This is a genomic window from Planktosalinus sp., from assembly GCF_059864935.1.
In genome coordinates this window covers 1-12,089 of sequence record NZ_JCBCCK010000237.1, presented here as the reverse complement: position 1 = coordinate 12,089, position 12,089 = coordinate 1, and the positions used below count along the sequence as shown (strand labels likewise).

Sequence of the window (12,089 nt, the reverse complement as noted above, 5' to 3'; positions counted from 1 at the left end):
GAAGGTTTAACCTGTAATTGGTCCAGGTCTGTCCACCATTATCAGAAACATAAACTTTCAACGAACTTGTGGTTGCAATTGCTATTTTGTCCGGATTAGATGGGTGAATGGCTATAGAATTAATGTATCCGTCAAAACCGGTCAATTGTTGCCAAGTTCCATCTCCGGTTGTTGTTCTAAACAGTTGGTTTTGTCTTGAAGCATACATCACATTATTATCGGATTTTGCAATTTTCAAATGATTCAGGTTTTCTCCAAAATCCTGTGAGATGGACACCCAGGATGCACCTCCATTGTTTGATCTGTAAACCCTTGAGTAGCCCACATAGATTCTGTTATTCACAATGGGGTCTTGTTCAAAAGGCGTCACCCAGTTTCCCGGCGCATTGGAGTTTAATCCATTATAAGACAATCCCCCATTGGCAGTTCTGTAAAGATACCCCATTTGGGAGGTGCCATACATTATATTATTATTGTTTTTGTCGATAAAGGTTTCCATACCATCAGCACCCAGCCAGTCTCTCCAGCCATCAGTCACTGTGTAAAAAGAGGTGCCGTTGTCCTGAGAGCCTGCTGAAATCACAACAGGATCTGTTTGTGAAACCCCAATTTTATAAAACTGACGGATTCCCAAACCTTCAGTAATATCAGTGTAATAATTGCTGTTCAGGTTGGTGGTGTTTGTTGCTTTAAAAATACCTCCGTCTGTACCGGTGTATAAAGTGTTGCCGTAAAACTGCATAATGTCCACGTCAGCATGGTTGTAACCAATATTGTTGTTGGCTGCAGTGCTTGGTATCCAATGTGATGTAGGCACAAAAGAAACGCCTCCATCAAGCGATTTCCATGTGTGAATTCCTGCAATATGAACCTCATCCACATTGTTTGGGTTTACAACAATATCCATATCTCTCGGGGCTTGCCCAAGATCGTCCTGACCTGTGAGGCTGTAACCAAAATAATTCATGCCGGAGTGATTTAATTTTAACAAGGAATTACCACTATCAGTTGATTTGTATAAGGCTCCAAACATCCTACCGCTTGCTTCCACTACATATACCACATTGGGATTATCTTCAGAAACAGCAATCATTTTTGGTCCGGTATTATCAAAACCGCCAATCGTTGAAAAAGTGGTTCCCCCATCAGTTGATTTATGGAAAAAGTTTCCAGAAACATACACTGTGTTTAAATCGCCGGGTTTGAATTCAATGTCAAAACCCCTGTTGTCTGAAACCACACTTGTCCAGTTTAAACCGCCGTTTACAGATCTATAAAGGCCGGAATTTTCAGAACTGGCAAACATTAAATCGGGGTTGTTTGGGTGAATTACAATTTTATTAATTTGTGAACTGCCTGCAACTCCAATGTTTGACCAGGTGGCACCGGCATCTGTAGATTTATAAATTCTGCCAGAGGTTGATCCGAAAAAATAGGTATTTGGGTTACCGGGCATCATAGCTGTGGAATACACATACATATTGGAAAAATAATCGAGCAAGGGTTCCCAGTTTTGCCCACCGTCTGTTGATCTCCAGACACCTCCTGTTTGTGCACCCACAATGATATGATCTTCATTGGATTCATCAATTGAAAATGCGGTGATTCTTCCCACTCCGGGGTTCCATCCCGAGGTGGCATTCCAACTCACCGGGCCCATTTCAACCCAGTTGTCATTAAGCATGGAGCGATTGTTTGCGTGTAGGTTTAGAGCCGCATTAAAACGTTGCAATTCTTCTATATAAAACTCTGAAGATTTCAGGTAGCCCTCTTCATTCATCATCCTTAAGGCCATATATTCCCATCGTTTGTATTGCTTGAACCCTGAACCACGACCTTGGGGTTTATCATCAAACCAGGTTTCAGCACTTTGCTGGACTTCTTCAACCTTATATGTGCCGGTATCAATCATCAACACATATTCAGGCTGGGCACTTAACAAATTAGTAAAGAAAAATAATAAAAGAGAATAAAGCGGACCTTTCAGAAATCTTATCATTTTGAAATTTTTTTCCAAAATTAAAAAATTAATTCCCATAAGAACTGATAATTTGTACTTTTATGACCTCTATAAAATTTGCTATGCAACCCAGCCATATCCTTTTTTTGATTTTAGCCTATTTTGCTGTTTTACTTTTCATTTCCTATTTAACCAAAAAAGACGGCAGTAATAACGAGTTTTTTAAAGCCTCCAGAAAATCACCTTGGTATTTGGTTGCTTTTGGGATGATTGGTGCATCACTCAGCGGAGTGACTTTTATCTCGGTTCCGGGATGGGTGGAGGCTTCACAGTTTGGTTATTATCAGGTGGTATTGGGTTATATTTTGGGCTATGCCGTTGTAGGGTTGGTATTACTTCCGCTGTATTACAGGCTCAATCTCACTTCTATTTATACCTATCTCGAAGGCAGGTTTGGCGATGTTTCCTATAAAACAGGAGCGTCGTTTTTTTTACTTTCAAGGTTAATAGGTTCGAGTTTCAGGCTTTATCTGGTGGCGGTTGTTTTCCAGACCTTAATTTTTGATGCTGCAGGTTTTCCGTTTTGGGCGACTGTATCGGTAACCATTTTGTTTATCTGGCTTTATACGTTTAAAAGCGGGATTAAAACCATTGTTTGGACAGATACCCTGCAAACCTTGTTTATGCTTACTTCAGCGGGAATAGCAATCTACTATTTGTCAAACAGTTTAGGAATTGCGGGGTCTGATTTGATTGGTTATGTAAGCGAAAGCGAACTCTCAAAAATGTTCTTTTTTGACGATTATAAAAGTGCCAACTTTTTCTGGAAACAGTTTTTAGCCGGTGCTTTTATAACCATTGTAATGACAGGCCTTGACCAGGATATGATGCAAAAAAACCTGACTTGTAAAACGCTTAAGGATGCTCAAAAAAATATGTTTTGGTTTACCATAGTGCTTGTTTTGGTCAATCTTGTATTTCTTGTACTAGGTCTTTTACTAATTTCATTTGCGCAGCAAAACAACATACAAGTTGACAGACCTGACCTTTTATTTCCTGTGATAGCAACACAATCAGGGTTGGGAATGGTGATGGCCGTATTTTTCTGTTTGGGGCTCATTGCTGCGGCATTTTCAAGTGCAGATGGCACTTTGACGTCGCTTACCACTTCATTTTGCATTGATATTTTAGACATTGAAAAGAAATATACTCAGGAAAGACAGGAAAAAATAAGAAAACAAGTCCATAAAGCAGTCGCTTTGGTTTTTATAGTTACTATGCTGATTTTTGAGTATATCATTCAGGATGAAAGTGTGATTGAGCGATTGTTTTATTTTGCTGGTTTTACTTATGGACCATTATTAGGCTTGTATGCGTTTGGTTTGTTTACTAAATGGAAAGTAAAAGACAAATGGGTTCCTGTGGTCGCTATCCTTTCCCCTATTTTAACTATACTTATCAGTTTATCCTCTCAAATTTATGTTTTTTATACAGAATCACTTACCTGGGTTAAGTCTGGAGAACTTGCAAAAGAGTTATATTACACATTTGGTTTTGAAGTGTTAATAATAAACGGGCTATTAACTTTCATCGGATTAATATTGATTCGTGCCAAGAAGGACTAACGTACAGGCAACCTCCACTTCAATATTATTTTTTTGAAGGATTGAATAAAGCTCCGGGTTTTCTGTGCCGGGATTAAAAATCACCCGTTTAGGATTTAAATTAAGAATGTAATCATAATATTCCTCTTGATTTTTTGAATTGAGGTACAAAGTGATCGTATCAATTGCATCAAATTGAGGTTTGTCTGTTAAAATTTCGACTCCACTAACAATGCCTTCCTTTAAACCCACAGCCACGACCGGGTGGTCATTTTCAACTAACTTGTTGATAGCCAAAAAAGAATATCGCGACGGATTTGTACTTGCTCCTATAACTAATGTTTTTTTCTTCATTTTATAAAGTTAAAAAATTAAATTGATTGTAACACTACACATTAACATTCGTCTTTAAAATAAGAAATAGTCTTTTTCATCTTTTTACTACATAAAATTTGCGTTGATGGTTAGTGTTAATTCGTGTAGTAAAGAAAAACTCGGGGCCTTTGGCTCCGGGTTTTATTTTGTTAAAATTTATGGGTTTTTGTAACAAATGTAAAAATGATTAGTCTAAAAGGAAATATCTCGTTGAAAATCCATGTTTGCTCTCATCAAGTAATTAGGCATAACAAGGTATTTTGTAAAACCAGTTAATCATCAAAATCAATCAAAAAATGAAAAAACTATTTATTCTGACATTGTTCTTTATCGCATCATTTAACAATCAAATCATTGCGAATGAAACAGCAGTTACTTTTGAAAATTTAGGAAATGTTCAAGGAATAGTCATTGACTCTAAACTTAATGAACCTTTACCTTATGTGACTGTAATTATCGAAAACAAGGCCGGAGAAACCTTAACCGGTGGCATCACAGACGGTGAAGGTTATTTTAAAGTCAATAATTTGGCCCTAGGAACCTATAACGTAAAAATTCAATACATCGGGTTTAAACCTTACACCAGAGAAGTTGAAATTACACCAAACAATACTACAATTAATCTAGGCACAATTGCACTTGAAGAGGATATTGAAAGCTTGAATGAGGTTGTTGTTGTTGCTGAAGTTTCAACTATTGAGCAACGGGTTGACCGCAGGGTAATCAATGTGGGTAGAGACCTTATTACTGCCGGCCCTACTGCTTCAGACATTATGAACAATTTACCTTCTGTGAGTGTTGATGAACAATCAGGCGCATTGAGTTTTAGAGGTAATGAAAATGTCACCGTGATGGTTGATGGGAAAATTTCAAATGTACCAGTTGCACAATTACTGAAACAAATACCCTCAAATGCCATCAAGCAAATTGAGTTAATCACCAACCCTTCAGCAAAATATAACCCTGAAGGAATGAGCGGTATCATCAACATTATCCTTCACAAAAATGTAACCATTGGTTTTAACGGAAGTATTAATGTTGGTTTAAGCTATCAAATTGAACCCAAATTTAACAGCTCACTCAACCTGAATTACAGAACCGGTAAATTTAATTTTTATGGGAATTTCAGCAATAATATTTCAAGAAGGGAAAACTTCGGTTCATTTACGAGAATAGATGAATATATCACTCAAGAATTTGATTTATTGTTCAGAAATTATTCTCAATTGTATAAGGTTGGACTTGATATCTATATCAATGATAAAAACACCTTATCAATTTTCACAAATCAAAACATTTATGAAGGTGACATTTTTGGCGATACGTTTATTTCAAATTTAAACAATCCCGCGCTTGATATTACTCAAAGGTTTGATGCGGGAGAAGAAAATTATTCACAACAATACAACTTATCCTACAAACTTGAATTTGATAAGGAAGGTCATACCATTGAACTTGAGGCTGACCATAACATCTATGAGTCGAATTCACAAAACAACAACACCTTTGCAGGTAATATTTTTAGACCGAATTATCTGGAAGAAACAGATGTGAACAGAGAGCAATCCATCGTCAACCTGGATTATGTAAACCCTTTGACTGAATCTGCAAAACTGGAATTGGGCCTCGAAGCACGACTACTAAATTCTGCCACAGATTATTTTTCAGATGCCCGCTCTCAAAATGCTGACGGTGATTTTATTCCCACTTCTACAAACTATGATTTTACGAGAGACATCTACTCTGCTTATGCCACCTTTGGCAATAAATTTGAAAAATGGACCTATCAAATAGGAGTACGGGCAGAAAAAGTAGAAGAAATAGGTATTGCCATAGAGACAGAACTTGATTCAGATTTACAGAATAGGCTAAGGTTCAGCAATGATTATTTTGAAATATATCCTTCTGCCTTTTTTACCTATTCGCCAACAGAAAAAGGAACTTATCAAGTGAGTTACAGCAGACGTGTGGACAGGCCCAATCCAAATCAATTAAACCCGTTACCGGAATGGACAACACCCTTAGCATCACAGTTTGGAAATCCCGATTTACAACCCCAATTTACAAACTCCATAGAGGCAAACTACACCAGGCGTCTTGAAAAAGGCAGCATCACTGCCGGGGTTTTCTATAGAATTATTCAAGATGAAATCAATCAGTTTTTATTCATCGATAGAGATGACCTAAACCGCATTATAATGAGTTCAGATAATTTTGACAATTCAACTGCTTATGGAATTGAGGCTTCAGCAAACGTAAGACCTACAAATTGGTGGACAATTAACACGAGTGTTGATGTATTTTCAAGAACACAAAAAAGCATTGCTGAGCGTTTGACAGTTCCTTCAAGTGAAGCTACAATAGATGACATTGTAAGGGAAACAGTTACCGTGGATAATATCATGTACAATGGTCGCATATTCAACAACTTTAAAGTAAACGATAAACTCTCATTCTCTGCCTTCGGTCTTTATAGAGGCCCTTCAAATAGTATTCAATTTAAATCAAAACCCATGGGCATGGTCAACTTGGGAATGCGTTACAATTTTGTTGAAAACGGAACAATATCTGTTAACGTCAATGACATCTTTGATACCATGAAAGCCCGTTTTGACAGTGAAAGACCCTATAGAATGGAGGGCAACTGGAACTGGGAAAGTCAAACCGTTTTTGTGGGAATCAACTACCGTTTTGGGGGCAACAACTACCGTGCATTGTCCAGAAGACAAAGAGATGCAAACGAAGCTGAAGGTGGTGGTGGATTCTTTTAAGACCTTGCTTGAGGAATTCAGTAAAGTTTCAATTTCATATTCAGTATAATTTTATATTTTAGCAAAGTCTAGGTTGCGTACAAAAAAGTTTCATTTCTTTTTTGTACGCTCCTTTTTATTCTGAACTGATTTGCTAAAATACAACTATGTCAAATTCAAACCCTGCTTCTGAAGCTCCCCAAAAAAAGAATTTTTTTACACGTTTTCTCGATTTTGTTGAATGGTTAGGCAACCTACTCCCCCACCCGGTAACACTTTTTGCCATTTTTGCATTGAGTGTTGTGGTTTTAAGCGGTGTGGCAGATTGGTTGGGATGGACCGCTCTTGACCCAAGACCTGAAGGATCTCCGGGAAGAGCCCCGGGAGGAATTATTGAACCCGTGAGCCTTTTAAACGGTGAAGGATTCAGGCGTATTGTTGCCAATCTGGTGACCAACTTTACCAGCTTTGCACCGCTTGGAGTTGTGTTGGTAGCGTTGCTGGGAGTAGGTGTTGCTGAACGTTCAGGACTTATTAGTGCTTTGATTAGAGGATTGGTTTTAAAAGCGGCTTCGTTTAGACCGTTAAACACAGGAAAAGGCGTAAAAGCATTCCTATTAAAACCCATTAATTTTGTTTTAAACCCTAAAAATCTAGTCACCATCGCCATCTGTTTTGCTGCCGTAATTTCAAACACGGCTTCTGAAATGGGGTATGTTGTACTTGTGCCGCTTGCAGCAGTTATTTTCTATTCAATGGGCAGGCATCCACTTGCCGGTTTAGCTTGTGCTTTTGCTTGTGTTTCCGGTGGATATAGTGCCAATTTATTGATTGGCACCATTGACCCCTTACTTGCCGGCTTAACACAAGAAGCTGCAAACCTGATTGACCCTGATTATGAAGTACATGCTGCTGTGAACTATTACTTTATGTTTATAAGCACGTTTTTAATCACCTTTGTGGGTGCTTTTGTTACTCTTTACATCGTTGAGCCTAAACTTGGGAAATACAACGCTAAAGAAGCCTCAGAAGATTTGTCTGATCAATCCTTAATGACCCCATTAACACCTGTAGAAATCAAAGGGTTAAAAATCACGGGTATAGCGGTGGTAATTATATTGGCTCTACTTGCCTTGACAATCATACCCGAAAATGGTGTTTTGAGAAACCCCGAAACCGGTGAAATATTAAACTCGCCATTTTTCAGGGGTATAGTAACTTTTATTTTTATCTTTTTCTTAATTCCCGGATTTGTTTACGGAAAAATAACCGGAAGCATGAAAGGTGAAAAAGGCGTGATTGACGGAATGGCAAACGCCATGTCAACACTGGGGTTATATATCGTAATCGTGTTTTTTGCAGCCCAGTTTGTGGCATTTTTCGGCTGGAGTAATCTGGGACAAATATTTGCAGTAAAAGGAGCAGAATTTCTAACCACAATTGGGCTTACAGGCCCGGAAGTTTTTATAGGGTTTATTGCCGTTTCAGCAACAGTTAATCTGATGCTGGGCTCTGCATCTGCTCAATGGGCCGTTACAGCCCCCATTTTTGTCCCTATGCTGATGTATGTGGGCTACAGTCCTGAAGTGATTCAGGCGGCATACAGAATTGGCGACTCGGTAACAAACATAATAACACCCATGATGAGTTATTTTGGGTTGATACTTGCCTTTGCGGCGAAATACAAAAAGGATGTGGGAATTGGAACTATCATTAGTATGATGCTGCCATACAGTATATTGTTCTACATTGGTTGGATGCTGCTGTTTTACCTATGGGTATTTGTACTTGAAATGCCTGTTGGCCCGGGAGCCCCTACATATTATGTATTGGAACAAGCTGCACAATAATTTTTATGTAAAATAGATGTGCATGTTGATTCAGATTTCAAGATATTTACGCCCTTGATTATACCAAAATTTATGACAAAATTCTTATCAATTTTTGCAATTCTTTTTTTAGTACTTGCCTGTGCAAAAGAAGAAAAAAACACAACAATTACAGGAGATATAAGAGGCCTGAAAAAAGGCACTTTATATCTTGAAAAGTTGAATGACTCAACTATGGTTACCTTAGATTCGTTGGTGATGAGTGGCAAATCTGGTTTTGTTTTTAATTTGAACCTGGAAAGTCCCGAAGTACTTTATCTTTTCCTTAGAAAAACTGATAACACAATCGTTGATGATGGTATCGAGTTTTTTGCCGAACCCGGAACCGTAACTATTAACACGACATTAAATGACTTTGAGAACGACGCTAAAATTTCAGGCTCTGTAAATCATGATAAATATTTGGAATATCAGAGAATTATGAAACGTTATCACGACAGGGGTCTGGAGCTATATGTAGAAAATATTGAGGCAGATCGCGATGGTAATGAAACAAAAAAAATGGATATCAACCAGCAATATGAATCTTTGATAAAAAGCAGGTATATTGCCACTATCAATTTTGCAATCAATCAAAAAGAGTATGAAGTGGCACCTTATCTTGCTTTAAGCGAAATATTTGATGCCAATCTAAAATATCTGGACACCATATACAACGCGTTAACGCCCAAGGTGCAAAGTTCAACTTATGGCAAGCAACTTAAAAATTACATTAAAGAACGTAGAGTCTTAGAGACCAATTAATAAAAAAGCCCCCCAAATGAACGTGGGGGGCTTTTAGTTTTAAAGTGCATTCACTTTATCGATCAATTTTATTGCTTTTTCTTCAAGTTCTTTACTAATACCTTTGAAGTGTTGCTTTTTGTCCTCAACATCTTTTTTGTTTACTTTTTCCATCAAATCATCAAAAACAGCAATAGCTTCATCGATGATTTTTTCAGACTTTTTAGGATCTTTATCAGAATTGGTCAATTCCCAAACATAAACGGCTTCAATAATGTCACCCAAAACATAGTTTATGTCTTTCTTTAAATTTTTTACACTTGCCATAACTAAAAATTAATTTGGCTGCAAAATTAACACTTTAATTAGTTTCAGGGCACAAATATTTCCAAAAGTTTTGCCGAACCCTTTTGAAAATGAACCGCTTCTGCTACTGCCGGAATCAAAACAGTTTCGCCCAAATTTAATTTTTCAGGCACGCCTCCACAATTAATTTCGGTTTCACCTAAAACACACATATACACCACAAAAGAATCAATTGTTTTCAGCTCTCTAAAAGCATTCTCTTCAGCATTCACTTTATTCACCGAAAAATAGGGTGTTTGAATTAATTGCTCATTTACAGTATTCAACCTGAAGTTTTTCAAAGGGTTGAAATCAATGGCATCAATAGCCAAATCGAGGTGAAGTTCTCTCATATTGCCGTCAACATCAGGTCGGTTCCAATCATAAATACGATAGGTCACATCAGATGTTTGCTGAATTTCAGCCAGCAATACCCCTGCCCCAATGGCGTGAACCAATCCGGGTTCGATAAAAAAAGCATCGCCGGGCTTTACTTTTTCTTTGTGAAGAATCTCCTGTATTTTGTTGCTTTCAATGGCTTTTAAATAAGATTTTTTATCAATTTTTTGATTGAACCCTAAAATCAATTCCGCATTTTTATCTGACTGAATGATGTACCACATTTCAGTTTTACCGAAGGAGTTGTGGCGTTTTTTTGCTAGCTCATCATTTGGGTGTAATTGTACTGAAAGGGTATCTTTTGCATCAATAAATTTAAACAATAATGGAAATTGATTACCGAAGGTTTCAAATATTTTTACTCCAAGTAATTCTGTTGAATAATCCTGGATTAAATCAATAATTGAATTTCCTTTTAGAGTTCCGTTTTCAACAACAGTAATGTTGTTTTCCACCCCTGATATTTCCCAGCTTTCACCAACATTTTCAGCAGCTATATTTTTACTTAAAATGGTTTTAAGTTTTTGTCCACCCCAGACTTTTTCTTTTAATATGGGTGTAAACTTTATGGGATATAGGGGTAGTTTCATCAATCTGCTTGTTGCTTTATGACCTTGAGTGCTTCTTTGATGTGTTGTTCAGCATTCATTGAAATGAAAGTAAAAATAACAATTCCTTTTTTATCTACAACAAAAGTTTCCCTTCCGGGAATCAGTCCGAAAAGGTTGTTTTTTACGCCAAATTTTCTTTTTACAGTGCCTTTGGAATCAGACAGTAAAGTAAAAGGCAGTTGGTGTTTTTCAGCAAAACGCCCGTGTGATTTTTTTGAGTCTGCACTTATTCCTATCACTTCTGCACCAAGTTCCTTGAAATCTTCATAACTGTCCCTAAAGCCACACGCTTCTTTGGTGCAGCCGGCCGTAAAGTTTTTGGGGTAGAAATAAATCACAAGATTGCTCTTACCTTTGACAGTGTTGATGTCAAAAACTTCACCGTTTTGGTCAGTCAAATTAAAATCGGGAATAGTATCACCAATGTTTAAACTCATATTATTTACCTGAATAGGTTACAAAGTTTCTGGGGGTTTCATAGAGGGTTACCGTGATTTCAAACTTTTGATGCAGTCGTTTTCTGAGTTTGTTCCAAATAACCACTGCTATGTTTTCAACAGTTGGATTTAAATCTTTAAACTCGGGCACATCAACATTGAGGTTTTTATGGTCAAAAGGTATTTCAACCTCTTCATAGATGATGTCTTTCAGGATTTTCAAGTCGATCAGGTAGCCGGTTTCGGGGTCTATTTCGCCGGTAAGGCCAACAATTAATTCGTAGTTGTGCCCGTGAAAATTGGGGTAGCTGCATTTTCCGAAAACTTCAGAGTTTTTTTCATCGCTCCAGTCTTTTCGAAACAAGCGATGCGCAGCGTTGAAATGTGCTTTTCTGTAAACCGTTATAGCCATGACTGCAAATGGGGATAAAATTTATCAAAAATTATTTTAAACCATGCTGTGTAATTATCCGGGTTATTGGAAATATCTTTTTTGATATCTTCAATTGACATCCACTTCCAGTTTGCTACTTCGTCGGGGTTTAAATTTGGGATATCGTTATAAAGCCCTATCAATATATGGTCGAATTCGTGTTCGGTTAAACCATTGTCAAACGGGGCTTTGTAAATAAATGAAATGGTTTCTTTTAGTTCAGATTCAAAACCCATTTCTTCATTCAACCGACGTTTTCCGGCTTCAATGTTTGACTCACCGTCACGCTGGTGACTGCAGCAAGTATTGGTCCAAAGTCCGGGTGAATGGTACTTGTCAAAAGCCCTTTGCTGGAGCATCAGCTCTTTTTTGTCATTGAATATAAAAACTGAAAAAGCCCTGTGAAGCAGTGCTTTCTCGTGGGCTTCCTGTTTTGGCATTAAGCCAATTTTTTCGTCATTTTCATCGACAAGGACAACCATTTCCTCAGTCATAGCTTACTTTTTTACCAAAAGTACAAAATAGGGTGATAGTTGCAATAAAAAAGCGCCTCATTAACTGAA

At 37.5% G+C, this 12,089-nt stretch carries 11 protein-coding genes; 4 read left to right on the top strand and 7 right to left on the bottom strand.

The genetic code is table 11. The annotated features are described in order from the left end of the window. A partial coding sequence (locus tag AC6F75_RS08270; protein WP_500714532.1) for a VPS10 domain-containing protein occupies window positions 1-1,999 on the bottom strand: 1,999 nt, incomplete at its 3' end. A gap of 83 nt (window positions 2,000-2,082) precedes the next feature. Between AC6F75_RS08270 and AC6F75_RS08265 the strand changes: the two genes are divergently transcribed. Further along, on the top strand, window positions 2,083-3,585 hold the full coding sequence (locus AC6F75_RS08265; RefSeq protein WP_500714531.1) for a sodium:solute symporter family transporter: 1,503 nt from the start codon (window positions 2,083-2,085) through the stop codon (window positions 3,583-3,585). Here AC6F75_RS08265 and AC6F75_RS08260 read toward each other — a convergent pair. Next, entirely contained in the window at window positions 3,556-3,918 is a 363-nt protein-coding gene (locus AC6F75_RS08260) for a CoA-binding protein (protein WP_500714530.1), read from the bottom strand. The two genes, AC6F75_RS08265 and AC6F75_RS08260, sit on opposite strands and share 30 nt — an antisense overlap. A 317-nt stretch (window positions 3,919-4,235) precedes the next feature. Between AC6F75_RS08260 and AC6F75_RS08255 the strand changes: the two genes are divergently transcribed. The 3 genes from AC6F75_RS08255 (at window position 4,236) to AC6F75_RS08245 (ending at window position 9,322) form a co-directional block, all read left to right on the top strand. Then, a complete protein-coding gene (locus tag AC6F75_RS08255; RefSeq protein ID WP_500714529.1) occupies window positions 4,236-6,710 on the top strand; it encodes a TonB-dependent receptor domain-containing protein in 2,475 nt (824 codons plus the stop codon). Window positions 6,711-6,856: 146 nt separating this feature from the next. Then, on the top strand, window positions 6,857-8,539 hold the full coding sequence (locus AC6F75_RS08250) for an AbgT family transporter (RefSeq protein ID WP_500714528.1): 1,683 nt from the start codon (window positions 6,857-6,859) through the stop codon (window positions 8,537-8,539). A 72-nt stretch (window positions 8,540-8,611) separates the two neighbouring features. Next, the gene (locus AC6F75_RS08245; protein WP_500714527.1) at window positions 8,612-9,322 is read left to right on the top strand and encodes a DUF4369 domain-containing protein; all 711 of its coding nucleotides are present in this window, start codon (window positions 8,612-8,614) and stop codon (window positions 9,320-9,322) included. A 39-nt stretch (window positions 9,323-9,361) separates the two neighbouring features. On the opposite strand, the gene AC6F75_RS08240 is transcribed toward AC6F75_RS08245, so the two are convergent. Genes AC6F75_RS08240 through idi form a run of 5 tightly spaced genes read right to left on the bottom strand, consistent with a single transcriptional unit; the run spans window position 9,362 to window position 12,020 of the window. Continuing rightward, window positions 9,362-9,628, bottom strand: a complete 267-nt coding sequence (locus AC6F75_RS08240; RefSeq protein ID WP_500714526.1) for a hypothetical protein — start codon at window positions 9,626-9,628, stop codon at window positions 9,362-9,364. 44 nt (window positions 9,629-9,672) lie between these two features. After that, the gene (locus AC6F75_RS08235; protein WP_500714525.1) at window positions 9,673-10,635 is read right to left on the bottom strand and encodes a type I phosphomannose isomerase catalytic subunit; all 963 of its coding nucleotides are present in this window, start codon (window positions 10,633-10,635) and stop codon (window positions 9,673-9,675) included. Next, complete coding sequence (locus AC6F75_RS08230; RefSeq protein ID WP_500714524.1) at window positions 10,635-11,093, bottom strand: redoxin domain-containing protein; 459 nt, start codon at window positions 11,091-11,093, stop codon at window positions 10,635-10,637. Before AC6F75_RS08230 ends, AC6F75_RS08235 begins: the two co-directional genes overlap by 1 nt. A gap of 1 nt (window position 11,094) precedes the next feature. Then, window positions 11,095-11,505: a 6-carboxytetrahydropterin synthase gene (locus AC6F75_RS08225; protein WP_500714523.1), complete on the bottom strand. Its 411-nt coding sequence runs from the start codon at window positions 11,503-11,505 to the stop codon at window positions 11,095-11,097. Then, the gene (gene idi, locus AC6F75_RS08220) at window positions 11,496-12,020 is read right to left on the bottom strand and encodes an isopentenyl-diphosphate Delta-isomerase (RefSeq protein WP_500714522.1); all 525 of its coding nucleotides are present in this window, start codon (window positions 12,018-12,020) and stop codon (window positions 11,496-11,498) included. The genes AC6F75_RS08225 and idi overlap by 10 nt, the downstream gene beginning before the upstream one ends. Window positions 12,021-12,089 lie beyond the last annotated feature (69 nt).